Here is a 24,875-nt window from a genome sequence, read left to right on the forward strand (position 1 = left end):
CGTCATCAAAGACTTCCTATAATTTAGACATCGACAGTCTCATTGCAACCCTGGAGGCCAATATGGGCAATTCCCTGCACAACAAGATTTATCTGGGTCGCCGGCTCGACCTGCACAATCGCGGCGCGGTGGCGCTGATGTGCGTGGGTGCAGCGGCAGGCCTGGTGCTGGTCTTGCTGGCACTGCGCGCGTTCAAGTAGCTTGCCGCGCCCCCGATGGGCGCGTACCATGATGGCCGCAATGGCCCATCATGGATTTAGCAAGCAATGAAAAACGAAAAACTGAGCACTGACGAATTCAACGCGCTGGAAGAAATTGCCCGCGGCATCAAAGGCAAGCCCAGCGCCTGCGTGGGCCGCAACAGCAAACGGCTGTCCGGCATCAAACTCATTTCCTTCGCCCGCGACGGGCGGATTTCCCTCACTGATCAAGGCAAGGAACGGCTGTTCCTGCGCCGCTGCGTGCTGGCGCTGAAGGCGCTGACGGCTGATGCTTCTGCGCCGCTGGATGCGGATGTGGCGCTGTTCCTGGGGAAGAAGTCGCACATCGTGGCGGTGGAAGGTGGTGGCTTTACGGTGACTGAGAAGGGGCGGGAGTCGCTGGCGGATATTGAGGCGCACGGCATCTGAAACCAGGGCGCTAGTGTCTGCCACGATGTGGCAGACACTAGGTAGGCGGCGCGGGCTGAGGTGTCTGCCACGTAGTGGCTGACACCAGGGGTCAGGGTTTTGGTGTGAAGCCGTCCGCCGTGATCTCCAGCTCCGTCACCTCACCGTATTTGGCCGCGATCCCGCGGATCGCCTCCGCCTTCCCCACCATCACCATCTGCAGGTTCTGTCGCGGGAAGTGCTTCCCGATCAGCAGCTTCGCGCGTTCCGGCGTCACGCTGTCCACATCGCGCATAAAGTTATCGATCTGCTCGCGGCTCACGCCCAGCGCATACATATCGCCCAGCAGGGCAGCCAGCTGCTCGCTCGTTTCGAAGCGCGGCGGATACTGGCCCTTCACATAAGCCTTGGCCGAATCCAGCGTCGCCTTATCGATGCCTTTGGTGAACAGGCGATCGTAAGTCTTGTGCGCCAGGTCCAGCGCCGCTTCGGTTTTGGGCTGCGCGGTAAAGGAAAACACCGAGAACGTTCCAGTTTGCGACAGCGGATTGAACGAGCTGTTCGCGCCGTAGCTAAGTCCCGAGTTCGTGCGCAGCTCCTCGTTCAGCCAGGACGTGAAGCGTCCGCCCAGCACCGTGTTCAGCACCTGCAGCGGCACATAGTCCGGATCGTTGCGCGCGACGCCCGGACCGCCGATCAGGAAAGTCGTCTCGATGGCGTCGGCCTTGTTGACCAGCCAGACGCGCGGCTTGTCCGCCACCACCTTGCCGTAATCGGCGCGCTGCGGTGATGGGCCTTCGGCGCGCCATTGTCCGAACAGAGTCTCGACCTGCCTGCGCATCTCGGCCGGATCGAAGTCGCCCACCACGATGATGGCCGCATTATCGGGACGGAAGAAGCGCTGGTGGAAGCCCTGCACGTCCGCCTGCTTCAGCGCGCCCAGGCTGTTGACCGTGCCGCCGACAGGATTGCCATACGCCGCGGGGCCGAACAGCATGGCGCGGTAATAGGTGCCGGCCACCTGGCGCGGACTCTCCTTGGCCTGGCGCAGCACATTCATCTTGCGGCCGACCAGCTTGTCCAGCTCCTTCTCATCGAAGCTTGGTTGCTGTACCAGTTCCGCAAACAGCGGCAGCAGCACCGGGATGTCCTTGCGCGCAAAGTTGGCCTGCACGCTGCTCTGTTCCGTGCCGCTGCCGCCGGAAATCGCGCCGCCGCGGAAATCGAAGGCTTCATCGATGGCGGCCTTGTTATGGGCCTGGCTGCCGAGCAGGATCGCGTCGCCGGTCAGGTTGGACAGGCCGGCTTGCGGACCGTCGTTGACCGCGCCGGCCTTCACCACGGCGCGCACCGAAATGATGGGCACCTCGTGGCGCTCCATCAGGTACACGGTGAGGCCATTCGGCAGCATTGTCGTTTCGAAGACGGGCAGCTTGAAGTCGGCGGCGCTTGCGGTTACTGCGCTGGCGGCCAGCGCCAGGGCGAAGATTTGCTTCATGTGCTTATTCCTCCTGCGCAGCCAGCACGCCGACAGTGCGCTGCGACTTCTTCAGGTATTTGGCGGCGACGGCCTGGATATCGGCCACGGTGAGCTTCTCGTAGGCGGCGGGCGCTTCGAACATCTTGTGATAGTCGCCGAAGAAGACTTCGTGGTTGCCCAGCTGGAGCGCCTTGCCGTTGATGGTTTCCTGCGCGCGGTAGATGTTCAGCAGCTTGGCATTCTTGGCCTTTTGCAGCTCCTGTTCCGTGATGCCCTCCTTGATCACCTTGTCGAGCGCATCGAGCAGGGCCTGCTCCACCTTGTCCGCGCCAACGTGGCCGGCGGAGACGGTGTAGAAGTACAGCAGGCCGGGATCGAAGCCTTCCGTGCTGAAGGCGGCGATGCTGTTGGAGATTTGCGCGTCCACCAGCGCGCGGTACAGGCGCGAAGTCTTGCCTTCGGCGAGCACGCTTTGCAGCACGTCGAGCGCGTAGAAGTCCGCGTGGCCGGCTTCGGGGACCTTGTACGCCACCATCACATTCGGCGCGCTGGCCGAGGGCTTGGCGATGAAGAGGCGGCGCTCGCCCTTCTGTTCCGGCTCCACGGTGCGCACGGCCGGCGGGGCAGGGCGTTTGGGGATGCTGCCGAAGTATTTCGTGGCCAGCCGCTTCACATTGTCCGCCTTCACATCGCCAACGATCACCGCCACCGCATTGTTCGGCGCGTAGTAGGTGCGGAAGTAGTTTTCCAGGTCCTTCTGGGTCCAGGCCTTGATGTCCGACTCCCAGCCGATGGTGGGGATGGCGTAGGGGTGGGCGGTGAAGGCGACGCTGTTCAAGTCCTGCATCATCATGCGCACATTGGAGTTCTCTAGGCCCGTGCTGCGTTCCGACAGCACGACCCCGCGCTCGCTCTCGACCATCTTCGGATCGATGCTCAAATGCGCGATGCGGTCGGCCTCCAGCTTGAACACGGTTTCCAGCGCGTTGGCGGGGAACCAGTCTTGATAGACGGTGACGTCGCTGTTCGTATAGGCGTTGTTCGCGCCGCCCTTCGCCTCCATCGTGCGGTCGAACTGCTTCGGGCCGTAGTTCTTCGACCCGTTGAACATCATGTGCTCGAAGAAGTGCGACAAGCCCGTCGTCCCCGTCGCCTCATTGCGCGAGCCGACCTTCCAGAACGTATACATATTCGCATTCGGGATCGCGCTGCTCTCCAGCACAATGAACTTCATCCCGTTCGCCAGCGTGAACGACTTCACCTGCTCCGCCGTCAACGCCGCCTGCGCATACGCCGCCGTGGCATACACCACCCCTGCCGCCAACAGTTTCCACTTCATACGCCCCCCTATTCGTTGTTTCTGGAAAGCATACCAAAATTCGGGGTCAGCTCTGTCATTCGGACACGCGCGCAGCACCTTTGATTTATCTCAAGACGTCCGCTTGATTTCTCGGGACTTTTTCACCGCCCGCTGCACGGTTTTCACGCAAACCCCGCAATATCGGGCAATTTCGTGCATCGAATATCCGAGCGACAGGTAGGCCATCGCCATCGCCTCTTTCGGATCTCGGTACTGTCTGAAGTAGTCGGGCAAGGCGTGCACGATAGCGCGCCGTTGCGCGCGTTTGACTTCGATCAGGTCGCCGGGCACCTGGTGGTCGATGAAGTTCTCGCAGAAATCGTCGTTACCAAGAAACAGCTGGTTCCTGATTGCTGCGAGCGGGCTGGGCTTGCCTATACCTTTCAGTACGAACTCTTCATACGCCCGGCGCGCGCTGGCCTGGTGGGCGTCGAAATGCGCCAGCGTTAAGTCGTGCTGCAGCCATGATGGCGCATCGTGCAGGCCCACGATTGCCCGGTAGCTGCTCCAGGGCCATTCGACGGGTTGCGAGACCAGCTTCGCCCGCACGGGATTCAGCACAACGTAGCGTGACAGCTCCATCAGATAGGTTTCGCGCTGGCACAAGATTGCCGTATAGCGGCCTTGGAATACATGCCCAACGAGCTCATGCTGCCGGTTGAAGTACTGCGAATAATTTCCATTGAGGTAGCGCATGCCGCGCGCCAGTCGGCCGCCAACGGTCTCGACCACCATGTGATAGTGGTTGGTCATCTGGCAGTAGGCATGCACTCGGAAATTGAAGCGTTCACAGGTTTCGCCGAGCAGGGATAGCCAGACCAGCCGGTCGCTGTGGGTGCGATAGATGGCGCCGCGCCGGTTACCGCGCGCTATGACGTGGTACAGGGCCCCGTCGAATTCTTAGCCGTAAAGGTCTGGTCATCGCGCTAGTGTAGCGCTCGCCTACCAGGGCATCATTGTTATTGAGCAAGGAAGCGCGAAGTAGGCGACAATAACAACGGCAGCGTATTGAGATTTATCAAAGAATGCGGCTGCGTGTCCGAATGACAGAGCTGACCCCGAATTTTAGAAGGATGTGAGATGGAAAGCCCGATGCACTGGTCGGCTCATGAGCTGACGATGACTGTTTTGATGACGCCGGATATGGCGAATTTTTCCGGGAATGTTCACGGGGGCGCAATCCTGAAGCTGCTCGATAGCGTGGCGTATGCCTGCGCGAGCCGCTATTCGGGTAGCTATGTGGTGACGCTGTCGGTGGATCAGGTGATGTTCCTGCAGCCTATCCATGTGGGCGAGCTGGTGACTTTCCTGGCGTCGGTCAATTACACGGGCTCCACGTCGATGGAGGTGGGCATCCGCGTGGTGACCGAGAATATCCAGCAGCGCCTGGTGCGCCATGCAAACAGCTGCTATTTCACAATGGTGGCCGTGGACAAGGACCGCAAGCCGCTGCAGGTGCCGACCCTGGTGCCGGAGACGGAGGAACAGAAGGCGCGCTTCGAACAGGCGAAATTGCGCAAGGCGGCGCGGCAGCAGGTGGCGTTGGCGCGCAAGAAGTAGTTAATGGCGGCGCTGCGACGGGTAGATCAGCGTGCGCACCGCGACGTCGTGCGGTACGCCCATGGCGGCGAGGAATTCGGCGGCGCGGCGCAGGCCGATTTCGGGCAGGGCGGCAATCGCCTGGTTCACCACGTCGCGGGTGCGATAGTCGGAACGCACCTGTTGACGGTGCAGAGTATTCGTTTGCATTTGTTGTTTTCCCTGTTTCGGGCCGGTCAGGCCCGTAACAGGGCTGGCTGACCGCCATCCAATTGTTTGCCCTCATGCAACAATTGCTCGAACTCCGGCGGGGCGACCGGGCGGCTGAAATAGTAGCCCTGCATTTCGTCACAGCCGTGACGGCGCAGGAATTCCAGCTGCTCTTCAGATTCTACACCTTCCGCGATCACGCGTAGCTGCAGGTTATGGGCGAGGGCGATGATCGAGACCACGATCGCGGCATCGTCCGCATCGGTGGCGATGTCCGACACGAAGGAGCGGTCGATCTTCAGGACGTCGATAGGGAAGTTGCGCAGGTAAGAGAAGCTGGAGTAGCCGGTGCCGAAATCGTCGATGGCCAGCGCCACGCCCAGCGCCTTCAGTTCGTGCAGCAGGTTCACTGCCTGCGTGACATCGTTCATGAACAGGCTCTCGGTCAGCTCGATCTCCAGCGCCGATGCCGGCAGTCCCGTTTCGGCCAGCGCAGTGGCAATCGAGGCGACCAGGTTCTGCTGCCCGAACTGGCGCGCCGACAGATTCACGCCCACGCGCAGTCCTTCGTAGCCCGCCTCGTGCCAGGTCTTGGCCTGGGCGCAGGCGGTGCGCAGGACCCAGGCGCCGATCGGCACAATCAGTCCCGTTTCCTCGGCCAGTCCAATGAAGCGGGCCGGCGGCACCATGCCCAGTTCCGGATGCTGCCAGCGCAGCAGCGCTTCCATGCCGACGATGCGTCCGGAGTCGAGATCGACCTGCGGCTGGTAGTGCAGCACGAATTCGTCGCGCTCCAGCGCATTGCGCAGCGCGCTTTCGATGCGGATGCGTTCCTGCGCTTCTTCGTTCATCGCGGGCTGGTAGAACTGGAAGCAGTTGCGTCCCTGCTTCTTGGCGGAGTACATGGCGATGTCCGCATGTTCGATCAGGCGCTCGGCCGGCGTGCCGTCCGCTTCGTACACGGCCACGCCGATCGAGCAGGTGACGAAGAACTCTTTCCCTTCCAGCATGACCGGCTGGGCCAGCGCCTTCATCACGCGCTCGATGATCACCGGCGACAGCGATTCGTCAGGATACTCGCTCAGCACCGCCACGAATTCGTCGCCGGACAGGCGCGCCACCGTGTCGCTTTCGCGCACGCTCGATTGCAGGCGCGTGGCGACGGTCTTCAGCAGCAGGTCGCCTGCCTTGTGTCCCAGGCTGTCATTGACGAACTTGAAGCGATCGAGGTCGATCAGCATCACCCACAGCGGATGCCCGCTGCGGTTGGCGTAGGCGATGGCCTGCGACAGGCGGTCCTGCAGCAGCATGCGGTTCGGCAGGCCTGTCAGCACGTCGTGGTGGGCGATGTGCTGGATGCGCTGCTCGGCCAGTTTGCGGCCCGTGATCTCGCTGCCCACGCCGCGGTAGCCCTTGAAATTGCCCTGTGCATCGTAGTGCGGTTCGCCGCTGGTGGTGTACCAGCGCATGACGCCGTCGTTGCCGGCGATCGCGTATTCGAGGTTGGAGAAGGGCAGGCGCGCCTGCAGCCGGGCGATGTGTTCGCGGCCCCACTTGGTGTTCAGCATGTCCGGGTTGGATTCCCAGCGCGTACGGCCAATGTAGTTTTCGCGCGTCAGGCGGCCTTTTTCGAAGAAGCCGGCCGTGATGTTCGTGAAGCGGAACTGCGAGTCCTGCTCCCAGTACCAGTCCGAGGACAGGGCCAGCAGGCGGCGGAAGCGCTGCTCGCTTTCCTGCAGCGCGCGTTCGGTGCGCTTGCGCGCTGCCACGTCGGCGTTCAGGCGCTCATTGCTGCGCTGGAGGTCGGCGGTTTGCGCATCGACCAGCAGCTGCACGCGGCGCGAGCGCTGCACCAGCGTATGCACTAGCACCGCACTCGAGTATGCTGAACAGGATGCCGCCCAGGAGGGTGCCGAGGGAGCCCAGGTGATCGTCCAGGAAGGGCCGGGGCAGGGCTTCCACGCGCACATGCCAGGTGCGGCCCAGTACATCGAAGCTGCGCAATTCGCTGTCGCGGTAGTGGAAGTTCAGCCAGTCGTGCAGCAGGCTGCTGCCACTGTCACCGGTGCGCACGCCGTGGCTGTAGACCAGGTTTTCCGGCTGTGCAGGGTCGTCCGCATACACGCGCAGCATGACTTGCGGATCGTCCAGCAGGCCATTGTTTTGCAGGATGGTGTAGACCAGGTGATGGATGCGGATCACGGCCGCCGTGTCGCCCAGCCAGGCCGCATGCCGCTCCGCATAGGTATCCGTTGGCGCGCCGGGACGGTAGACCGGCATGATCAGGATGAAGCCGCGCTGGCCGGACGGTGTCTGGGCCAGGCGCAGCAGCGAAGTGGCGGACGGCAGGCCGGTCTGCAGGATGCGCTCGATGGCGTCCTGCACGGCCAGGTTGGGTGCGACGTTCAGGCCAAGGGCCGCTTCATTGCCGGCCAGCGGTTCGATGTAGTCGACCACATTGTAGAAAGGGTGCTGCGGCGCGGCGACCAGGCTGGTGTCCGTCAGTTCGGTGATCGTGAAACCGGGATGCTCGACGCGCATGGACGCTTCATAGGCCGCACGGTCGGCATGCGGCAGCAGGCGGTGGAAGTTGAAGGCCTGGATGAAGGGGTAGCGCTCCAGCAGCGGTTTGCTGAAGGTGTAGAACTGTTCGCGTGACACGGGAGCGACGGTGCGGAACAGCTGGTTGGTCACACTCAGTACTTCAACCGCATCATCCAGGCCGCGCCGGATGGCTGCCACGCGCGCATTGGCGCGCTGCTGGAAGCCCAGTTCCTGCTTGCCGTATTCGAGGGCGCTGACGGCCACGAAGAGAACGGCGGTAACAGCGAGGCCTGCACCAAAAGTCAGTGCCGCTGCTCCGTATACCGATGTTCTCCTGCGGCGATGCGCCATGCTCTTCCCTGGAAAAAGCAGCCCGGGGACGTGAGGCTGCGCCCTTCAGTGTGGCATAAGTTTGTGCACTATGGAAATATTTAACAACTATTCGCCCAAGGCGCGGCGCAAGCGCGCAACAGTCCATTGGGCCAGCATGCGGTTGGCGAGGGCAAAGCCCAGGCCCGGACCGTACCCGCCCCAGGCGGCTACGCGGCGCTGCATGCGGCTGGCCGGTGCGCCCGGGGCGCGGCCGGGACGGATGGCAAACACGATGCGGTTGTTACCGGCGATGCCGGCGAACTGGCAGATGCGTTCCTGGAAGCAGTCGCGCAGGCGGGTCAGCATGGCGCGGTAGTTCGGGTCGTAGCTGAAGACGTTCGCCACCAGCACGCCGTCGGGACGCAGGGCGCGGCGGCAGTCGGCGTAGAAGCGGGCGCTGGTCAGGGAGGGCGGCAGGCCGCCTTCGTCGAAGCCGTCCACCAGCAGCACGTCGGCCGAGTCGCGCAGCTGCGGCATATAACGCACAGCGTCGGCATGGATGACGCGGAAGCGCTCGTCGTCCGGGGGGATGGCGAAACTCTCGCGCAGGGCGATCACGTCTTCGCGCAGTTCGAGCACGGTGATGCGGCTGTGGGGCAGGTAACGGTAGCAAAACTTGGCCAGCGAGCCGCCGCCCAGGCCCACCATTACGATATGCTGGGGGCGCGGCTTGAACAGCACGAAGCACATCATGGCGCGGGCGTAGGCCAGCACCAGGCTGTAGGGATCGGCCGGGTCCATCTGGCTCTGCACTTCGCCGGGCGTGAATTCGAGCGACAGGTGGCGCCCGCGCCGGCGGACCTGGGGCCGCTTATAGATGGCGGTAGACATTTTGCTGGCTTGTTGTCAACACTGATGTTCTGATAAGCTCGCGGGCTCGAGACAAAGTGTACCGGTATCACGTTTACATCGGCAACTTTTATAGGTACATTGCCAACCATAATGCCCCGGGGGCCGAACGGAGAAGAGCATGTTTTTAGATCACCCGACCATCACCGCAACCAACAGCTTTACCGAGCCTGACCGCATCGACCGCCTGACCCGCGTGTACGGCTATGTGGCGGCCCTGGCCGACATGTCCGGCAAGGAGCACTTCATCGAGAAGGTCAGCCAGCTGCATGACCACAAGGGCACGCTGATCGTGTTCTGGCACGATACTCCCTCCGAGGAAGAAAAAAGAACTCTTTACCAAAGCCTGGGCCAGCAAGATGGGCGATGGCAGCACCAACGTCGAACACGAGATTTAACGCGGCGCGGCCGCATTGCAATGGACATCAAGACCCTGGTTCTCGCCCTGGCGCTCGGCAATCTGAGCCTGTGCGCCGCCCTGTTTTTCTTCGAGTACGAGAGCAGAAATCGCTGACGTTGTCCACCTGGGCGGTGGCCAAGCAATGCCAGGCCGTGGCCTGGTTCCTGTTGTATTTCCGCGGTGTGGTGCCGGAGTGGTTGTCCGGTCCCGCCGCCATGGCGGTGCTGCTGGCCGGTTTCGCGCTGGATGCGGGCGCGCTGTGGGAAGCGGCCGGCAAGCCGGCCTGGCGCCACGTGCTGCTGCCCGGGCTGGCGGCCTCCATAGCGGCGCTGCTGGGGCTTCATTTTGCCGACGCCGATCCCGGCCTGCGCGTGGCAGCGGGTTCGCTGCTGGTGAGCGCCTTCTTCCTGTCGGGGGTGGCGGCGCTGGCCGTCGCCTGGCGCCATGGCAGCATGCTGCGCCGTTTCCTCGTCATCGCCATGTTTGTATTGACCGTGGTGGTGGCCGCGCGCGGTGCGCTGACGGCACTGCAGCCGGATGGCTCCTCCTGGCTCAGTGCCGCCGCCCTTCAGATGTTCGGCTTTGGCGCCTTCTATCTGATGATGCTGACCAATGCCTTCGGCTACCTGCTGCTGTCCAAGGAAAAACTGCAGGGGGAACTGAAACGCCTGGAAATCATCGATCCGCTGACGGATGTGCCGAACCGCCGCGGCTTCTATCAGGCGCTGGCGCCATGGATGGCGCTGGCGCGTCGCCCCGGCCAGCCGACCGCCCTGATCATCCTGAGCCTGGACCAGTTCAAGCGCGTCAACGATAGCTATGGCCACAATGCAGGCGATGCGGCGCTGAAAGCCATGGTGGATACTTGCCGCAAGCAGTTGCGCGATTCCGACCTGATCGGCCGCCTGGGCGGCGCGGAATTCGCGATCCAGTTGCCGCGCACCTCGCTGGCAGACGCTAAAATCGTGGCCGAACGCGTGCGCTCTGCGATCGCCAATATGCCGGTGAAAACCGAGCGCGCTCTTATCAGCCTGACGGCGAGCATGGGCGTGACCACCATCCGCGCCGATGACAGCACCGTCAGCCTGTTCAAGCGCGCCGACGAGGCGTTGCAGGCGGCCATTTTGCGCGGACATAATCAGATCGCGGAAGCGTCCGAAGCGGCCGAGGTTTGATGCATGCGTCCCCGGGATGCAGGCACGGCGGATCAATGATCCGCCCTACGCGCCGTGACGGAACGTACGAATGCACCACTGCGGCGTAGGGCGGATCATTCGATCCGCCGTGCTTGCGTCACGACGGCGTAAAATATCGCCGCTACCCTGTGTCATTACCCCGTAACAATACCCCGGTAATGTGGTAGCATTTTCGGTATAAACGATATAAATGGAATCGACTATGTTTGCCGCCGTCGATCTCGGCTCCAACAGCTTTCGCCTTTCCATCGGCCAGCACGATGGAGAAGTTATCCGTATACTGAAATCGCAGCGCGAGCCGATCCGGCTTGCCGCGGGCCTCGATGCGTCGGGCAACCTGACGCAGGACGCGATGCAGCGCGCGCTGAATTGCCTGAAGACTTTCCGGCAAGTGCTGGCCGCCTACGACCTGGACGCCGTGCGCGTGGTGGCCACCGCCGTCATGCGCCAGGCGCGCAATGCGTCCGCTTTCTTGCCGCAGGCCGAACTGGCCATCGGAGCGCCCATTGAAATCATCTCCGGCGAGGAAGAGGGGCGCCTCATTTATATGGGCGTGGCCAATGCGCTGGGCCAGCCGGCCGAGCGCCGCCTGGTGGTGGACATCGGCGGCGGTTCCACGGAGCTGATCCTGGGACGCGGCCTGGACATCGAGCGCGCCGAATCGTTCAGCGTGGGCAGCGTAAAACAGAGCCTTTCCTTCTTCATCAATGGCAGGGTCGATGCGCCTTCCTTCGAAGCCGCGATTCTGTCCGCGCGCAGCCATTTCGAGGATGGGGCGCCGCCATATCATCCGGAGTACTGGAAGCGGGCCTATGGCTCCTCCGGCACCATCCGCGCCATTGCCGAAATCATCGAGAAGAACAAGCTGGGCGACGGCATCACGCCCGCCAGCCTGGATGAAGTACGCCAGCGCTTCATCTCCTTCGGCCAGGTAGGCAAGATCGACATGCCCGGCCTGCGTCCGGACCGCGCCAGCACCGTGATCGGCGGCCTGGCCATCCTGATCGGCGTGATGCACGAACTGGGCGTGCAGCGCCTGGAGCCGGTGGAGGCGGGTCTGCGCCTGGGCGTGATGTGGGACCTGTACATGCGCTCCGTGCGGCGCGACCGGCGCGAAGAGTCGGTGCGCTTCTACATTAAGAAGTTTCACGTTGACGAAGTCCGCGCCGACCGGGTGGCGGATGATGCGCTGACGCTCTTTTTGCAAATGAAGCCGTCCGGCGATTCGATGCAGCGCTATTTATATTGGAGCGCCCTGATGCACGAAACCGGCGCGGTGGTATCGCAGACCGGCTACCACAAACATGCCGCCTACATGGTGGAAAATGCCGACTTGCCAGGTTTTACCACTCGCGAACAGAAAGTCATGGGGCGGATGATCCTGGCCCAGAAGGGCAATCTGCGCAAGGTGACCGAGTACCTGTTGGACAGCGATTTCGCAAAGGCAGTGGTGGCGCTGCGGCTTGCCATCCTGTTCATGCACTCGCGCATTCCTGTCGACGAGAAGTCGGTGCGCCTGCGCATGAAGAACAGAATTGATCTGGAAGTGAAGCGCGATCGCGTGGCGGAACATCCTACGCTGTCATACTGGATCGAGAAGGAGCAGGAGTTCTGGGACGAGGTTGGAGTGGATTTCAGCATCCGGACTGCTGCCTGAAAGCAAAAAATAGTATATATTGTTTATATTATTCAATCCTGAGGAATATCCATGAACGCCACCAAGACGACGGCCGCTAAAACAGCCGCCAAGCCGGCTGCCAAACCCGCCGCCAAAACCGCAGCCCGCCCGGCCGCCAAGTCCGCCGCCGCCAAGCCTGCAGCGAAAGCTGCCGCCAAGCCGGCCGCCAAGCCCGCTGCCAAGACGACTACCGCCGTGAAACCGGCTGCCAGGAAGGCGCCCGCGGCCAAGACCGCCGCCAAGCCGGCGAAGCGAGCCAAGGCCGTGAAGCCGGTGAAGGCGCCGAAAGCCGTGAGGCCGGTGGAGAAAGAAGTTGACGTGCTGAAGCCACGCAAGGAAAAACTGGTGCGTGACAGCTTCACCATGCCGGAAGCCGAATACGCCGTGCTTGGCCAGGTCAAGAAAGCTTGCCTGAAGGCTGGTTTTGAGGTGAAAAAGAGCGAATTGCTGCGCATCGGCGTCGCCCTGATCAGCCAGATCGACCTGGCAACGCTGCAAAGCGTTCTGGCATCCCTGCCACAGCTGAAGACGGGCCGTCCAAAGAAAGTGTGATCGCACGCCGGGGAGTGTGGCCATGTCATAAAACTGACACGGTTTTGTCATTTTCTGGCAGTAATCGATAGTTACGCTTGCTCTGACTCAACAAGGAGGCAGAGCATGCAAACTATCATCCAAGTAGCCGACCAGAAGGTCATCAGTGGCCGCCTGACGCTGAGCATGGCCAGCACTCAGGAAGAACTGCGCGAAGTGCAGCGCCTGCGCTACAAGGTCTTCATTGAGAGCATGGGCCTGACGTCCCTGGCCAGCGAAGATGGCCTGGACAGCGATGAATTCGACGACGTCTGCGATCACCTGATCGTGCGTGAAGCTGACAGCCTCAAAGTCGTTGGCACCTACCGTCTGCTGAACCCTGCAGGCGCGCGCAAAGTGGGCCGCGTCTATTCCGAGAACGAATTCGACCTGGGCCGCCTGCGCCACCTGCGTGGCCGCATGGTGGAAGCGGGCCGCGCCTGCATTCATCCCGACTACCGCGGCGGCAGCGTGATCATGCTGCTGTGGTCCGGCCTGGCCGAATACATGCGCCGCCACCAGTGCGAATACCTGACCGGCTGCGCCAGCATCAGCCTGGCGGACGGCGGCCACAATGCCGTCGCCGTGTACCAGCACCTGCAGAAGGCCCATATGGCGCCGCCGGAGTACCGCGTGACCCCGCACCTGCCGTTCCCGATCGGCCAGGTGGAGCCGGCGCGCAGCGCCCAGGTGCCGGCCCTGCTGAAAGGCTATATGCGCTCCGGCGCCTGGATCTGCGGCGAACCGGCCTGGGATCCTGATTTCGAAAGCGCCGACCTGTTCGTGATGATGCCGCTGGCGAACCTGGACAGCCGCTACGCCCGCCACTACGGCGTGGCCGCCTGAGGCAACTGTACCCCTGCGCCGCGTGCCTAACTGTGCACGCGGGCGCAGCGCCTCTGTTCTTACCATGCAGACTGGCATGGTAAGAATGAGGTGAAATATGGACTGCGATCTCCCGCTCCGCGCTGGCTACCAGGAACGCGCCATCGTGCGCCACCGCGGCCCCAGCGCCGTGCACGCGCTGGACAATGTGGCCGAGGAAGTGCCGGTCGCCCTGGTCTTCAACGGCATTTCCCACGCCGTGATGATGGCCACGCCGCGCGACCTGGAAGAACTGGCGGTCGGCTTTGCGCTGACCGAAGGCATCGTCCGCTCCGAATCCGAAATCTATGATGTGGAAGCCCGCGTGCTGCCCGCCGCAGCCGAGGTGCAGCTGACCATCGCCCAGGGCGCCTTCATGCAGATGAAGGAGCGCCGCCGTTCGCTGGCGGGACGCACCGGCTGCGGCGTATGCGGCATCGAAAGCCTGGAGCTGCTGGACCTGGACCCCGAACCGATGGCGCCGGCCGTGTTGCCCGATCCGCTGCCGCCCGCGATCGCCCGCGCCGCCCGCGAACTGCGCGAGCACCAGGACCTGATGCGCGAGACAGGCGGGGTGCATGCCGCCGCTTGGTGCAGCCGCGATGGCGCCGTGCTGCGCGTGTTCGAGGACGTGGGCCGTCATAATGGCCTGGACAAGCTGGTGGGCCACCTCGCCATGCAGGGCACGGATATGCGCAGCGGCTTCGTTTTCCTCTCCAGCCGCGCCAGTTACGAGCTGGCCCGCAAGGCGGCCCGCATGCAGATCCCCATGCTGGCGACCATCTCGGCGCCGACTTCGCTGGCCATCGACATCGCCCGCCAGGCCGGCCTGAAACTGGTCAGCTTCTGCCGCGAGGATGGTTTCGTCGAGTACACAGAGGTGGCGCATGGCTGATCCGGTCAGCCTGCGCTGCGCCGTTTTCACCATCAGTTCGCGCCGCACGGCGGAAGATGACAGCTCGGGCGACTTGCTGGCCGACTGCCTGCAGGCTGCCGGCCACCAGCTGGTGCGGCGCGCCATCGTGCCGGACAACCTCTATCAGATCCGCCGCGTACTGAGCGACTGCATCGCCGACGGGGAAGTGCAGGTGGTGCTGACCAATGGCGGTACGGGCTTTGCAGCGAATAATGTGGTGCCGGAAGCGGTTTTGCCCCTGCTGGACCGCGAAATCCCCGGCTTCGGCGAACTGCTGCGGCAACTGTCCCATGACGATATCGGCAGCAGCGCGCTGCAGGCGCGCTCCTTGGGCGGACTGGCCAACGATACGCTGATCTTCTGCCTGCCCGGCTCCCCCGGCGCCTGCGCGCTGGCCTGGCACGGCATCCTGGCCGAGCAGCTCGATTCCCGCCACAAACCCTGCAATTTCGCCTCCCGCTTCCGCGGCTTGGAAAAACCCACGGCGTGACCCTGGTGTCAGGCACATCGTGCCTGACACCTGATTTACGCCGTGGGTTTTAAAAAAGCCCTTGCGCAACAGCCAGCCTCAGCCTATAGTGAATGTACCGATCGGTACATAGTGTTCCGAATGGTACATTTAAAGGAGAAACCCCATGTCCACCCGCCCACCCCCTGCCGCCCTTCACCCGCGAAACCGCCATCGAAAAAGTCCGCCTGGCCGAGAACGGCTGGAACACGCGCGATCCCGAAAAAGTCGCCCTGGCTTATACCGAGGACAGCTGGTGGCGCAACCGCGGCGAATTCGCGCAGGGCCGCGCAGCGATCATCGGTTTCCTCAAGCGCAAATGGACGCGCGAACTCGACTACCGCCTGATCAAGGAGTTGTGGGCGCATGACGGCTCGCGCATTGCCGTGCGCTTCGCCTACGAATACCATGACGATTCCGGCCAGTGGTATCGTGCCTACGGCAACGAGAACTGGGAATTCGACGAGAACGGCCTGATGCACCACCGTCACGCCAGCATCAACGAGCACCCGATCAAGCCGGAAGAGCGCAAGTTCTTCTGGGATGCCAGCGGCCCGCGTCCGGCCGACCATCCGGGCCTGAGCGATTTTGGTTTTTGAGGAGTAGTAATGGCGAGAGTAATTGCGGAACGGGAGGATGTGGTCCCGCTGCTGGCGGAAGTCTTCCGCACCTATGGTTTCGAAGGGGCCAGCCTGGCCCGCATCACCGAAGGGACCAGGTTGGGGAAGGGCAGCATTTACCACTTTTTCCCGGGCGGCAAGGAGGAAATGGCGGCGGCTGTTCTGGCCGAGATCGATGACTGGTTCAGGCGCCACGTGTTCGAGCCGCTGCGCGAAAGCGCCGACGCGGCCGGGGGCATCGCTGCCATGTTCGACGAAGTCGGCCGCTATTTCCTGTCCGGCCGCAAGGTCTGCCTGGTTGGCGTGTTCGCGCTCGGCAATGAGCGCGACCGTTTTGCGGAGCGGGTCCGCGATTACTTCGCCGCCTGGATCGATGCGCTGGCTGCCGCGCTGATCAGGGCCGGCCGCAATGCCGAGGACGCGCGTGCTCTGGCGGAAGAGGTAGTGGGTGGCATTCAGGGAGCTTTGGTGCTGGCGCGTGCATTCGATCGCACGGATATGTTCACTGCTACTTTGGATCGCCTGCGCGCTCGCTTGCTGGCGCAGTAAGGAAGAGATTGGCGCCGGGTGACTGCGATGCCGGCGCCTGGCATCGTGCTAGGCTTAGTGCACTTGAGAGGCAGTCGAGAGTTCCTTGAGTTCCCGGATGGAGAGCTCGGATTTCTCATGCATGCGCAGCAGGATGGTGGCCCCTACTGCCAGCTTGCGATGACGGATCTTGCTGATGATCGGGGGCTGAACTTCCAGCACACGGCACAGCTCCGCATCGTTCTTCAGGTGCATCTTCTCGATCAGAGTATCGAGTAACTTATTCGGGACGAAGCTTGAGGGTTCCAAAGCCCGTGCCCGGTTCATCGCTTCGATCAACTCCAGTTTTTTTTGCCTGACGCTCATTTGCTCCTCCCTGAATTTAACACCATGGATAGAAAGGCAATGCTTGTCTGGCGCCACTGATTTTTGGTTTGTCCCTGGCGTGGCGTGTGTTGTTGTAAATATGACCAAGCAAGTTAACTAAATCATACTACGGTTACAAATTTTTGCGAGGTTTTATGTAAAAAATAATGGAAGTCATTGCGCTGTCGGGTTGACAGGGCGAGTTTCGCGTAAACCGGACTTTGTAAGTCTTAGTATGCGGTCGGCCATGGCGGCCGCGGCGGGAGAATGTGTCACTAAAATGGTACAGGCTCCGCTGGCGCGGATTTCCTTCTGAAGCAATTCCAGGATGGCGTGGGCCGTTTCGGGATCGAGGTTGCCGGTGGGTTCATCGGCCAGTACCAGGGCCGGGCGGTGCACCAGGGCGCGGGCGATCGCCACGCGCTGCATCTCGCCGCCGGAAAGCTGGTGCGGATAATCGTTCTCGCGCCCGCCCAAGCCGACGGCGGACAGCATTTCGTCGGCGCGGCCGTCCGGCAGTCCGTTCAGCAGCAGGGGCAGGGCCACGTTCTGGCGCAGCGTGAGGTGGGGAAGCACATGGAAGGCCTGGAAGATGAAGCCCATGCGCTCGCGCCGCAGCCTGGTAGCTGCGTCGTCATCGAGTGCGGACATGGCAACGCCATCGACCAGGATAGGCGAGGCCGCGCCGTCGTCCGGCTGGTCCAGCCCCGCGATCAGGTTCAGCAGCGTGGATTTGCCCACGCCGGAATCGCCCATGATGGCGACGAATTCGCCCGGTCGGAATGTCCAGGCTTAGCCGGTCCAGCACGGGGCGGCCGGGCACGTAGGATTTGCTGAGGTTGCGCAGTTCCAGCATGTTTTTATCGGGTCAGGGTGCGGCGCATGGCAAAACTCAGCGCGTCGACGAGGGCCACCAGCAGCAGCATCGCCAGCACCACGGAGGCCGCGCGCTGCATCTGGAACAGGGACAGGTGGTACTTCAGCATCTGCCCCAGTCCGCCGGCGCCGACCACGCCGAGGATGGCGGCGGCACGGATATTGTTTTCCCAGCGGTAGAGCGTGTAGGACAGCATCTGCGGCAGCGTTTGCGGCAGCGTGGCGTAGAAGAAGGCCGCCAGCGGCGAGGCGCCATTGGTGCGCAGGCTCTGTTCCGGCAGGGGCGGCGCGTTTTCCAGCGCATCGGCAAACAGGCGTCCCAGCACGCCGGAGGTGTGCGCCGCCAGCGCCAGGGTGCCGGCGAAGGGCCCGAGGCCGGCGGCGATCAGCAGGATGGCGCCCCATACCAGCTCCGGAATCGAGCGCAGCACATTCAGCGCGCCGCGCACGGCCGCACGCGCGGCGCGGCCGAAACGTCCCGCCGCGGGAATCGCCAGCAGCAGGCCGGCGGCAACGGCCAGCAGGGTGCCCAGGGCGGACATGGCCAGCGTTTCGCCCGTGGCGAGTGCCAGCTTGCGCAGGAAGCCGCTGCCCGTTTCGGGCGGGACGAAGCCGCGCAGGAATTCGGCGACGCTGTGCACCGCATCGGTAGTGAAGAAGGCGGACCATTTCAGGTCCAGCGTCGCGAAGCTGGCCACGACCAGCGCGGCCAGCGCCAGGAGGAAGGCTCGTCCGGCCCAGTCGCGCGGTGGCGGCGGCGGCATCTGCTGGTTCATCCAGCCTCCTGCGCAGGAATCGCGAAATGAGGTCAGCCACTGCGACCAGCAGCACGAACACGATCAGCATGGACGACACTTCATCGCCCGCCAGCATCTTCATCGATTCGTCCATGCGCTGGCCAAGTCCGCCCGCCCCCACGAAGCCCATCACCACGGAGCCGCGGATTGCGCACTCCCAGCGGTACACGGTGTAGGACACCAGCTCGGACGCCGATTCCGGCAGCGCGCCATAGAGGAAGGCCGCCAGCCGTCCGCTGCCGTTCTGTAGCAGCGTGTCGCTGGCTAGGTGTTCGGAGGATTCGAGGATCTCCGCATAGACCTTGCCCAGCATGCCGCAATAGGTGAGGGCGATTGCCATCACGCCGGCCGTCGGGCCGAGGCCGATGATGCGCACGAACAGCAGCGCCCACACCAGTTCCGGCACGCTGCGCAGTACGATGAGAACCCAGCGCACCAGCTGGCGCAGGGCGCGCGGGGCCAGCGCCATGCGACCGGTGCCGAGGCGCGATATGGAAAGGCGCTCGGTGACGATCAGCGTGGCCGGCACCGCGCCCAGCATGGCCAGGGCGAGGCCGCAGGTGGCGATGGCGACGGTCTTCCAGGTTTCGGTGAGCAGCATCTGCAGGAATTCAGCGGAATGCGCGGGCGGCACAAAGGCAGCCAGGAAGCGCCACGTGGCCTGCAGGCTCTGTGCATCGAACAGGATGGCCGGATTGAACTCGCTGGCCACGATCATGGGCCACAGCAGCACAAGGGCCAGCAGCGTGAACGCCACGCGGCCGCGCCAGGCGGGATCAGGGTGGCGTTCGGATTGGGGAACTGCAGGAACGGTTTGCATTACATGCAGGCGCCAATGGCCAGCTTGGTGGAGAAGTCGGCAGGCATGAAGGCTTCGCCATATCTTCGCCCTGATACAGCTCGTCTATCATCGCCTGCGTAACCTGCTCGCGCGGCAGGTCGAACACGATGCGGCCGTGGCGCAGCGCAACGATGCGCGGGAAGTGGGCCAGCGCCATGTCCACCTGGTGCAGGCTGCATACCAGCAGGGCCTTGCGGTCGCGCGCTTCCTGGATCAGCGTCGTGGTGACGAGCTGGGGACAGGGCCGGGTCCAGCGCCGACAATGGCTCGTCCACCAGCAGCACTTCGGCCGAGGACATGAGCAGGCGCGCCAGGCCGCAGCGCTGGCGCTCGCCGCCGGACAGGCGGTCCACGCGGGAATACAGTTTATCGCCAAGGTGCAGGCGGCTCAGCGCGCGAAAGGCCGCTTCGGGATCGGCGGGCTTGACCAGCGATACCAGGGATTGCCACAAGCCCCAGTGCGGCAGGCGCGCGGCCAGCACCGCCGTCACCACGCGCTGGCGCGGCGGCAGCGGCGGGGTTTGCGGAGCGAGGAAGAGGCGGGCGCGCAAGGCATGGCGGGCGGCTTCGCCCAGCTGCCATGGCGACTGGCCGAAGACTTCGAAACCGCCTTCGTCCGGCTTGTGCGCCAGCGCCAGGACGGCCAGCAGCGTGGTCTTGCCGGCGCCGGAAGGGCCGATTACCGCTACCGGTTCGCCGGCGTTCAGTTGCAGGTCCAGGCCTTGCAGCGCATAGTCCCGCGTGCCGCCGCTGTGGCGCGCCGACAGATTCGTCAGGCGGTACAGCGGCGTATTGTTGCCAGGTTGGGTCATTGATTACTTCTGCAGCAGGCCCGCGTTCCTGGCGGCGGCTTCGATGTTCACGTAGTTCTCGGCCTTGGTCGGGATGAACTTGGTGGCGCGCTGCAGGTCCAGGATGGCCTTGCCTTCAGGCGTGCTGCTGTCCAGGGCCAGGAAGGCGTCGGTGATTTTCTTCTTCAGCTCCGCCGGCATGTCGGCGCGCACGGTCCAGTTGTAGTCGAAGTAGGGCGGGGTGGTGTAGAACACGCGCACGGCGCCGGTGTCCACCTTCTTCTGTTCGATCAGCTTTTCCCAGACGGAGATGTTGAGCGCGCCGGCATCGACCTTGCCGCCTGCAACGGCGGCCACCGTCGCATCATGGGCGCCGCTGAAGGCGATGCGTTTCAGGTCGGTGTCCGGATCGATCTTGGCGGCCAGCAGGAAGGAGCGCGGCATCAGGTGGCCGGAGGTCGAGGACTCGGAACCGAAGCTCAGGGTCTTGCCCTTCAGGTCCTGCAGGCTGTTGATGTTCTTGGACGTGGTGATGAACACGGAGCGGAACTTCTCGTCTTCCACGCGCTGCACCAGCGGCACTACCTGGCCCTTGCTGCGGTCCTTGGCCTGCACGAAGGTGAAGCCGCCGAACCAGACCATGTCCAGCTTATGGTTGACCAGGCCTTCGACGGAGGCCGCGTAATCGGTGACCGGCGTGAACTCGACCTTCATGTTGAGTTTTTTCTCCAGGTACTCGCCCAGCGGCTTGAACTTGCGCTGCAGTTCGGTCGGCGCTTCGTCCGGAATAGCGGAAACGCGCAGGACTTGCTGCGCCTGGCTATGTGCGGCGGCAAACATCAGGCTTGCAGCGATCAGGGTTTTCAGGGTACGGAGGGGAGAGAAGGTCATTTTCAGGTCCTTTGTTATTGGGTGCGCCAAGGGTCAACGGGGCGCGGTATCTTGGATATTCAGCTATCATAACAAAAATGTCATTGGAGCCTTGTCATGACCTCGTCCCGTTCCGCAGCGATGCGCGTGGTTGAACCTGAAGCGAACCAGCCTGCGGTGGGCGCCGCCCATGGCGACAGCGCCACTATTGCAGAGATTGGCGCCGGCCTGCTGGCGCCGCAGGCCGCGGTCTCGCCAAAATACTTCTACGACGGCATGGGCTCGAAGCTGTTCGAAGCCATTACCGAATTGCCCGAATACTATCCCACGCGCACCGAAGCCGCGATCTTCGCCGCCCATGGCGCGGACATGGCAGCCTGCACGGGCCCTGGCATGACGCTGCTCGATCTGGGCGCGGGCAACTGCGCCAAGGCGGCCAGCCTGTTCCCGCTGCTGCAGCCGAAGCATTATGTGCCCATCGACATCTCGCGCGACTTCCTGAACGGCGCCGTCGAGCGCCTGCGCCAGCGCTTCCCGCACATCGAGATGACGCCGCTGGCGCTGGACCTGGCAGGGCCCTTTGCGCTGCCGCCGGAAGTGGGGCATGAGCGGCGCCAGTTCTTCTATCCCGGCTCCTCGATCGGCAACTTCACGCCGCGCGAGGCAGTGAACTTCCTGCGCCATGTGCGGGAGAACATTGGCGCCGACGGCGGCCTGCTGATCGGGGTGGACCTGGTCAAGGACCATGGCGTTCTGAACGCGGCCTATGACGACGCCATCGGCGTCACGGCGGCCTTCAATCTGAACATGCTGCGCCACCTGAATCACCTGGCCGGCGCGAATTTCGACGTGACGCTGTGGCGCCACATCGCCTTCTTCAATGCAGCAGAAAGCCGTATCGAGATGCACCTGGAAGCGCTTGAAGCGCAGACCGTGCGCTGGAGCGGCGGCGAGCGCGCGTTCGCACGCGGCGAACGCATTCATACCGAAAACAGCTACAAGTACACGCGCGAAAGCTTTACGGCCTTGCTGGCCGAGGCAGGCTTCCGCGTCGATGGCGTGTGGACCGACGCAGCCGAATGGTTCGCCGTGATGCACGCCCGTGTAGCGGAATAGGGAGAATCCCATGCATATGCACGATGCGGGCCTTTGGGCCGCGCGTTACCAGACTGTCCGTGCCGCCTCGCTGTCGCTGGCGGAGCCGCTGTCGGACGAAGACTGCAGCGCGCAATCGATGCCCGATGCGAGTCCCATCAAGTGGCACCTCGCGCACACCACCTGGTTCTTCGAGACCTTCATCCTGGAGCGCATGGAGCGCGGTTTCAAGCCTTTCCATGTCGCCTTCCGCGTGCTGTTCAATTCCTATTACAACGGTGTCGGCGAGAAGCACCCGCGTCCCCAGCGTGGCTTGCTGACGCGGCCTTCGATGGCCGAAGTGCGCGCCTACCGCGCCAACGTCGATGAGCGCATGGCGGTGCTGATCAGCGCAGGGATTTCGCCTGAACTGGCGAACCTGATCACGCTGGGCTTGCAGCACGAGCAGCAGCACCAGGAACTGATGCTGACCGATGTGAAGCACTTGCTGGCGCAGAACCCGCTGATGCCGGCCTATCACGCTGCGTCCGCGCCGGACGCCGAACCGGCCGGTCCGCTGGCCTGGATTGGTTTTGATGCCGGCCTTGCCGACATCGGTTATGGCGGCGACGGCTTCTGCTTCGACAATGAATTGCCGCGCCACCGCGCCTATGTCGCGCCGTTCGAATTGTCCTCGCGCCTGGTGACGAATGGCGAGTTCCTGGCCTTCGTGGAGGCGGGCGGCTACCGCGATCCTGCAGTGTGGCTGGCCGAGGGCTGGGACTGGATCAATGCGCAGCGCCTGTCCGCGCCGATCTACTGGCAGCTGCGCGATGGGCGCTGGCATGAATTCACCTTGCACGGCCTGGCGCCGCTGGACCTGCGCGCGCCCGCTGCCCACCTGTCCATGTTCGAAGCCGACGCCTACGCCCGCTGGGCCGGCGCCCGCCTGCCGACCGAAGCCGAATGGGAAGTCGCCAGCGCCGACGAGCGCCTGCGCCAGCTCTTCGGCCACTGCTGGCAATGGACCAGCAGCAGCTACGCGCCGTACCCCGGCTACCGCCCGGTAGAGGGCGCGCTGGGCGAGTATAACGGCAAGTTCATGGTCAACCAGTACGTGCTGCGCGGCTCCTCGCAAGCCACGCCGTCCGGCCACTCCCGCGCCAGCTACCGCAATTTCTTCCCCGCGACTGCCCGCTGGCAGTTCACGGGGATCCGGCTGGCCCGCTGATCAACTTTCTGCCGCGTGCCTCGATGCGGCGCTGCTGACCATCCCCGGACAGGCGGAATTGGCTGACCAGTTTTTCGAGGGCGTCCGCCTGTTCGTGCATGGCTGCGGCCGCGGCGGCGGCTTCTTCGACCAGGGCGGCATTTTGCTGGGTGGTTTCGTCCATCTGGGTGATGGCGACGTTGACCTGCTCGATGCCGTCCGATTGTTCGGTGGTGGCGAGGGTGATGTCGCTGACGATGGTGGTCACGCGGCTGACCGAGGCCACGACTTCGTCCATCGTGACGCCGGCTTGCTGGACGAGGCGGGCGCCGGTTTCGACCTGTTCCACTGAATCGGCGATCAAAGCCTTGATCTCCTGCGCTGCAGCGGCCGAGCGGGCGGCGAGGTTGCGCACTTCGCCGGCGACGACGGCGAAGCCGCGTCCCCTGTTCGCCGGCGCGGGCTGCTTCGACGGCGGCGTTCAGCGCGAGCAGGTTGGTCTGGAAGGCTAAGCCGTCGATGACGGCGATGATATCCGCCACGCGGCGCGAGGAATCGTTGATCGAGCCCATGGTCGCGACCACTTGCGACACCACGTCACCGCCGCGCTGCGCGACTTCGGAGGCGGAACGCGCGAGCTGGTTGGCTTCGCGGGCGTTGTCCGCATTCTGGCGCACGGTCGAGGTCAGTTCTTCCATTGAGGACGCGGTTTCTTCCAGCGCGCTGGCCTGGGTTTCGGTGCGCGCGGAGAGGTCCAGATTGCCGCTGGCGATCTGGCTGGAGGCGGACGCGATGGCGACGGTGCCGTGGCGCACTTGTCCGACGATCGTGGACAGGCTGTGATTCATGTCGCGCAGCGCATGCAGCAGCTGGCCCGCTTCGTCGTGGTGCTGGGCCTTGATGTCGGTGGTGAGGTCGCCGGCGGCGACGGCGCGCGCCACTTGCAGGGCATGGGAAATCGGCCGCGTGATCGAGCGCGTGACCCACCAGGCGCAGGCGGCGCCCATCAGCAGGGCGCAGATGCCCAAGCCTATCATTAGCTGGCGGGCCATCGAGATGTCCTGCTTCACCAGCGCGCCGTTATCGGTGACGATGTCCGATTGCAGCGCGACCAGCTTTTCGACGCTGGCCTGGAGGGCGGCCAGGCGCGGCATCGTGTCCTTCATCGCCAGCTGGGTTGCCGCTTCGCGCTGGCCTTCGCCCAGCTGCTTCAAGACCTGCGTAAAGGATTGAACGTAGGCGGCGCGCTCGCTGCGGATGCGGGCGATCAGCTCTTTTCCCTCGGGACGGTAGACCAGTTTTTCGAGGGTGTCGAGGGCGTCCGAGATGATCTTCTTGTTGGACTCGATCTGGCGCTTTACAGCTGCTTCCTGGGCCGGATCGGTGTTGAGCAGCAGCTGCAGCACGAGCGCGGCGTTGGCGCGCGTGGTGCCTGCCACGGTGGAGGCGGCGCTGGCCTTGACCCAGTCCTTGTCGATGATGGTGTCATTCAGCTCGCCGATGCTGCTCAGGCGCTGCTGGCCGACCACGATGAGGATTGTCATCAGGATGAAGACAATCGCAAAGCATAGTCCCAGCCGCGTGCCGATCTTCAGATTTGCAAGTCGCATGGCGCCATCCTCCGATGAATGTTGCAGTGCATCATCCCAATATAGCAAAACGCCGCTGCTTTGGGGCAACGGCGTTGTGGGTGTTGCGGATTTTGGTCGGGGCCGCGGGCGACGCATGCACGGCGGATCAACGATCCGCCCTACGCTTGTGTGGCTGTTCAATGGTCCGAAGGGCTGTAGGGCGAGATCATTGATCCG

25 protein-coding genes and 4 pseudogenes are annotated in these 24,875 nt (G+C 63.5%); 14 read left to right on the forward strand and 15 right to left on the reverse strand.

Going from position 1 to position 24,875, the window contains the following annotated elements; all coding sequences use genetic code 11:
• Positions 1 to 62: 62 nt before the first annotated feature.
• Both ACHMW6_RS11350 and ACHMW6_RS11355 read left to right on the forward strand, forming a co-directional pair.
• A complete protein-coding gene (locus ACHMW6_RS11350; RefSeq protein ID WP_395407195.1) occupies positions 63 to 200 on the forward strand; it encodes a hypothetical protein in 138 nt (45 codons plus the stop codon).
• 66 nt (positions 201 to 266) lie between these two features.
• Positions 267 to 629, forward strand: a complete 363-nt coding sequence (locus ACHMW6_RS11355) for a hypothetical protein (RefSeq protein WP_395407196.1) — start codon at positions 267 to 269, stop codon at positions 627 to 629.
• Between the two features lie 91 nt (positions 630 to 720).
• Here ACHMW6_RS11355 and ACHMW6_RS11360 read toward each other — a convergent pair whose 3' ends face one another.
• The 3 genes from ACHMW6_RS11360 to ACHMW6_RS11370 all read right to left on the reverse strand — a co-directional run bounded on the left by ACHMW6_RS11360 (position 721) and on the right by ACHMW6_RS11370 (position 4,333).
• Positions 721 to 2,106, reverse strand: a complete 1,386-nt coding sequence (locus tag ACHMW6_RS11360; RefSeq protein WP_395407197.1) for a M16 family metallopeptidase — start codon at positions 2,104 to 2,106, stop codon at positions 721 to 723.
• A 4-nt stretch (positions 2,107 to 2,110) separates the two neighbouring features.
• Positions 2,111 to 3,427, reverse strand: a complete 1,317-nt coding sequence (locus ACHMW6_RS11365; protein ID WP_395407198.1) for a M16 family metallopeptidase — start codon at positions 3,425 to 3,427, stop codon at positions 2,111 to 2,113.
• Between the two features lie 90 nt (positions 3,428 to 3,517).
• Entirely contained in the window at positions 3,518 to 4,333 is an 816-nt protein-coding gene (locus tag ACHMW6_RS11370) for a transposase (protein WP_395408583.1), read from the reverse strand.
• 195 nt (positions 4,334 to 4,528) lie between these two features.
• On the opposite strand from ACHMW6_RS11370, the gene ACHMW6_RS11375 reads away from it, so the two are divergent.
• Positions 4,529 to 5,008, forward strand: coding sequence for an acyl-CoA thioesterase (locus ACHMW6_RS11375; protein WP_395407200.1), 480 nt, complete (start codon positions 4,529 to 4,531; stop codon positions 5,006 to 5,008).
• On the opposite strand, the gene ACHMW6_RS11380 is transcribed toward ACHMW6_RS11375, so the two are convergent.
• The 4 genes from ACHMW6_RS11380 to ACHMW6_RS11395 form a co-directional block, all read right to left on the reverse strand.
• Entirely contained in the window at positions 5,009 to 5,197 is a 189-nt protein-coding gene (locus ACHMW6_RS11380) for a hypothetical protein (protein WP_395407201.1), read from the reverse strand.
• A gap of 26 nt (positions 5,198 to 5,223) precedes the next feature.
• Positions 5,224 to 7,068: a putative bifunctional diguanylate cyclase/phosphodiesterase gene (locus ACHMW6_RS11385; protein ID WP_395407202.1), complete on the reverse strand. Its 1,845-nt coding sequence runs from the start codon at positions 7,066 to 7,068 to the stop codon at positions 5,224 to 5,226.
• On the reverse strand, positions 6,983 to 8,092 hold the full coding sequence (locus ACHMW6_RS11390; protein WP_395407203.1) for a CHASE domain-containing protein: 1,110 nt from the start codon (positions 8,090 to 8,092) through the stop codon (positions 6,983 to 6,985). The genes ACHMW6_RS11385 and ACHMW6_RS11390 overlap by 86 nt, the downstream gene beginning before the upstream one ends.
• A gap of 87 nt (positions 8,093 to 8,179) precedes the next feature.
• The gene (locus tag ACHMW6_RS11395) at positions 8,180 to 8,944 is read right to left on the reverse strand and encodes a transferase spermidine synthase (protein ID WP_395407204.1); all 765 of its coding nucleotides are present in this window, start codon (positions 8,942 to 8,944) and stop codon (positions 8,180 to 8,182) included.
• 139 nt (positions 8,945 to 9,083) lie between these two features.
• Here ACHMW6_RS11395 and ACHMW6_RS11400 point away from each other — a divergent pair.
• The 9 genes and pseudogenes from ACHMW6_RS11400 (at position 9,084) to ACHMW6_RS11440 (ending at position 16,263) form a co-directional block, all read left to right on the forward strand.
• Positions 9,084 to 9,360, forward strand: a pseudogene (locus ACHMW6_RS11400) (hypothetical protein).
• 118 nt (positions 9,361 to 9,478) lie between these two features.
• Positions 9,479 to 10,537: a GGDEF domain-containing protein gene (locus tag ACHMW6_RS11405; protein WP_395407205.1), complete on the forward strand. Its 1,059-nt coding sequence runs from the start codon at positions 9,479 to 9,481 to the stop codon at positions 10,535 to 10,537.
• A gap of 223 nt (positions 10,538 to 10,760) precedes the next feature.
• Positions 10,761 to 12,215, forward strand: coding sequence for a Ppx/GppA family phosphatase (locus ACHMW6_RS11410; protein ID WP_395408584.1), 1,455 nt, complete (start codon positions 10,761 to 10,763; stop codon positions 12,213 to 12,215).
• Positions 12,216 to 12,266: 51 nt separating this feature from the next.
• A complete protein-coding gene (locus ACHMW6_RS11415) occupies positions 12,267 to 12,788 on the forward strand; it encodes a hypothetical protein (protein WP_395407206.1) in 522 nt (173 codons plus the stop codon).
• A 105-nt stretch (positions 12,789 to 12,893) separates the two neighbouring features.
• A complete protein-coding gene (locus ACHMW6_RS11420) occupies positions 12,894 to 13,652 on the forward strand; it encodes a GNAT family N-acetyltransferase (RefSeq protein ID WP_395407207.1) in 759 nt (252 codons plus the stop codon).
• 97 nt (positions 13,653 to 13,749) lie between these two features.
• Entirely contained in the window at positions 13,750 to 14,565 is an 816-nt protein-coding gene (gene fdhD / locus ACHMW6_RS11425) for a formate dehydrogenase accessory sulfurtransferase FdhD (protein WP_395407209.1), read from the forward strand.
• Positions 14,558 to 15,076 (forward strand): molybdenum cofactor synthesis domain-containing protein, encoded by a 519-nt coding sequence (locus ACHMW6_RS11430; RefSeq protein WP_395407210.1) that lies wholly within the window; start codon positions 14,558 to 14,560, stop codon positions 15,074 to 15,076. The genes fdhD and ACHMW6_RS11430 overlap by 8 nt, the downstream gene beginning before the upstream one ends.
• 92 nt (positions 15,077 to 15,168) lie before the next feature.
• A complete protein-coding gene (locus ACHMW6_RS11435; RefSeq protein WP_395407211.1) occupies positions 15,169 to 15,693 on the forward strand; it encodes a DUF1348 family protein in 525 nt (174 codons plus the stop codon).
• Positions 15,694 to 15,702: 9 nt separating this feature from the next.
• Entirely contained in the window at positions 15,703 to 16,263 is a 561-nt protein-coding gene (locus tag ACHMW6_RS11440) for a TetR/AcrR family transcriptional regulator (RefSeq protein ID WP_395407212.1), read from the forward strand.
• A 54-nt stretch (positions 16,264 to 16,317) separates the two neighbouring features.
• Here ACHMW6_RS11440 and ACHMW6_RS11445 read toward each other — a convergent pair whose 3' ends face one another.
• From ACHMW6_RS11445 to ACHMW6_RS11470, 6 genes and pseudogenes are all read right to left on the reverse strand, one after another.
• The gene (locus ACHMW6_RS11445; protein ID WP_395407214.1) at positions 16,318 to 16,608 is read right to left on the reverse strand and encodes a hypothetical protein; all 291 of its coding nucleotides are present in this window, start codon (positions 16,606 to 16,608) and stop codon (positions 16,318 to 16,320) included.
• 174 nt (positions 16,609 to 16,782) lie between these two features.
• Positions 16,783 to 17,464: pseudogene (locus tag ACHMW6_RS11450) on the reverse strand (ABC transporter ATP-binding protein).
• Positions 17,465 to 17,468: 4 nt separating this feature from the next.
• Positions 17,469 to 18,260, reverse strand: coding sequence for a phosphonate ABC transporter, permease protein PhnE (gene phnE, locus ACHMW6_RS11455; protein WP_395407215.1), 792 nt, complete (start codon positions 18,258 to 18,260; stop codon positions 17,469 to 17,471).
• Position 18,261: 1 nt separating this feature from the next.
• Positions 18,262 to 19,101 (reverse strand): annotated as a pseudogene (locus ACHMW6_RS11460) (PhnE/PtxC family ABC transporter permease); the annotation flags it as partial.
• A complete protein-coding gene (locus ACHMW6_RS11465) occupies positions 19,101 to 19,934 on the reverse strand; it encodes a phosphonate ABC transporter ATP-binding protein (protein ID WP_395407216.1) in 834 nt (277 codons plus the stop codon). The pseudogene ACHMW6_RS11460 and the gene ACHMW6_RS11465, both read right to left, overlap by 1 nt.
• A gap of 3 nt (positions 19,935 to 19,937) precedes the next feature.
• On the reverse strand, positions 19,938 to 20,804 hold the full coding sequence (locus ACHMW6_RS11470) for a putative selenate ABC transporter substrate-binding protein (RefSeq protein WP_395407217.1): 867 nt from the start codon (positions 20,802 to 20,804) through the stop codon (positions 19,938 to 19,940).
• Positions 20,805 to 20,900: 96 nt separating this feature from the next.
• Here ACHMW6_RS11470 and egtD point away from each other — a divergent pair, with 96 nt between their 5' ends.
• Both egtD and egtB read left to right on the forward strand, forming a co-directional pair.
• Positions 20,901 to 21,899 carry an L-histidine N(alpha)-methyltransferase gene (egtD, locus tag ACHMW6_RS11475; RefSeq protein ID WP_395407218.1) on the forward strand — a complete coding sequence of 333 codons (999 nt, stop codon included), beginning with the start codon at positions 20,901 to 20,903 and terminating at the stop codon, positions 21,897 to 21,899.
• A 10-nt stretch (positions 21,900 to 21,909) separates the two neighbouring features.
• Complete coding sequence (gene egtB / locus ACHMW6_RS11480; RefSeq protein ID WP_395407220.1) at positions 21,910 to 23,088, forward strand: ergothioneine biosynthesis protein EgtB; 1,179 nt, start codon at positions 21,910 to 21,912, stop codon at positions 23,086 to 23,088.
• On the opposite strand, the gene ACHMW6_RS11485 is transcribed toward egtB, so the two are convergent.
• On the reverse strand, positions 23,063 to 23,482 hold the full coding sequence (locus ACHMW6_RS11485) for a methyl-accepting chemotaxis protein (protein ID WP_395408585.1): 420 nt from the start codon (positions 23,480 to 23,482) through the stop codon (positions 23,063 to 23,065). The two genes, egtB and ACHMW6_RS11485, sit on opposite strands and share 26 nt — an antisense overlap.
• 85 nt (positions 23,483 to 23,567) lie before the next feature.
• Positions 23,568 to 24,794: pseudogene (locus tag ACHMW6_RS11490) on the reverse strand (MCP four helix bundle domain-containing protein); the annotation flags it as partial.
• Positions 24,795 to 24,875: the final 81 nt, after the last annotated feature.

This window comes from Pseudoduganella sp. UC29_106 (assembly GCF_044055365.1).
In the GTDB taxonomy this organism is placed as follows: Bacteria; Pseudomonadota; Gammaproteobacteria; order Burkholderiales; family Burkholderiaceae_D; genus Rugamonas.

Excerpts from the sequence above, each read along its gene's own strand:
- ACHMW6_RS11415 (WP_395407206.1), top strand. The coding sequence starts at position 12,267 with ATGAACGCCACCAAGACGACGGCCGCTAAAACAGCCGCCAAGCCGGCT.
- ACHMW6_RS11435 (WP_395407211.1), top strand. The coding sequence starts at position 15,169 with ATGTACCGATCGGTACATAGTGTTCCGAATGGTACATTTAAAGGAGAA.
- egtB (WP_395407220.1), top strand. The coding sequence starts at position 21,910 with ATGCATATGCACGATGCGGGCCTTTGGGCCGCGCGTTACCAGACTGTC.
- ACHMW6_RS11465 (WP_395407216.1), bottom strand. The coding sequence starts at position 19,934 with ATGACCCAACCTGGCAACAATACGCCGCTGTACCGCCTGACGAATCTG.
- phnE (WP_395407215.1), bottom strand. The coding sequence starts at position 18,260 with ATGAACCAGCAGATGCCGCCGCCGCCACCGCGCGACTGGGCCGGACGA.
- ACHMW6_RS11365 (WP_395407198.1), bottom strand. The coding sequence starts at position 3,427 with ATGAAGTGGAAACTGTTGGCGGCAGGGGTGGTGTATGCCACGGCGGCG.
- ACHMW6_RS11420 (WP_395407207.1), top strand. The coding sequence starts at position 12,894 with ATGCAAACTATCATCCAAGTAGCCGACCAGAAGGTCATCAGTGGCCGC.
- egtD (WP_395407218.1), top strand. The coding sequence starts at position 20,901 with ATGACCTCGTCCCGTTCCGCAGCGATGCGCGTGGTTGAACCTGAAGCG.
- ACHMW6_RS11430 (WP_395407210.1), top strand. The coding sequence starts at position 14,558 with ATGGCTGATCCGGTCAGCCTGCGCTGCGCCGTTTTCACCATCAGTTCG.
- fdhD (WP_395407209.1), top strand. The coding sequence starts at position 13,750 with ATGGACTGCGATCTCCCGCTCCGCGCTGGCTACCAGGAACGCGCCATC.
- ACHMW6_RS11360 (WP_395407197.1), bottom strand. The coding sequence starts at position 2,106 with ATGAAGCAAATCTTCGCCCTGGCGCTGGCCGCCAGCGCAGTAACCGCA.
- ACHMW6_RS11350 (WP_395407195.1), top strand. The coding sequence starts at position 63 with ATGGGCAATTCCCTGCACAACAAGATTTATCTGGGTCGCCGGCTCGAC.
- ACHMW6_RS11395 (WP_395407204.1), bottom strand. The coding sequence starts at position 8,944 with ATGTCTACCGCCATCTATAAGCGGCCCCAGGTCCGCCGGCGCGGGCGC.
- ACHMW6_RS11375 (WP_395407200.1), top strand. The coding sequence starts at position 4,529 with ATGGAAAGCCCGATGCACTGGTCGGCTCATGAGCTGACGATGACTGTT.
- ACHMW6_RS11355 (WP_395407196.1), top strand. The coding sequence starts at position 267 with ATGAAAAACGAAAAACTGAGCACTGACGAATTCAACGCGCTGGAAGAA.
- ACHMW6_RS11440 (WP_395407212.1), top strand. The coding sequence starts at position 15,703 with ATGGCGAGAGTAATTGCGGAACGGGAGGATGTGGTCCCGCTGCTGGCG.
- ACHMW6_RS11380 (WP_395407201.1), bottom strand. The coding sequence starts at position 5,197 with ATGCAAACGAATACTCTGCACCGTCAACAGGTGCGTTCCGACTATCGC.
- ACHMW6_RS11445 (WP_395407214.1), bottom strand. The coding sequence starts at position 16,608 with ATGAGCGTCAGGCAAAAAAAACTGGAGTTGATCGAAGCGATGAACCGG.
- ACHMW6_RS11410 (WP_395408584.1), top strand. The coding sequence starts at position 10,761 with ATGTTTGCCGCCGTCGATCTCGGCTCCAACAGCTTTCGCCTTTCCATC.
- ACHMW6_RS11390 (WP_395407203.1), bottom strand. The coding sequence starts at position 8,092 with ATGGCGCATCGCCGCAGGAGAACATCGGTATACGGAGCAGCGGCACTG.
- ACHMW6_RS11470 (WP_395407217.1), bottom strand. The coding sequence starts at position 20,804 with ATGACCTTCTCTCCCCTCCGTACCCTGAAAACCCTGATCGCTGCAAGC.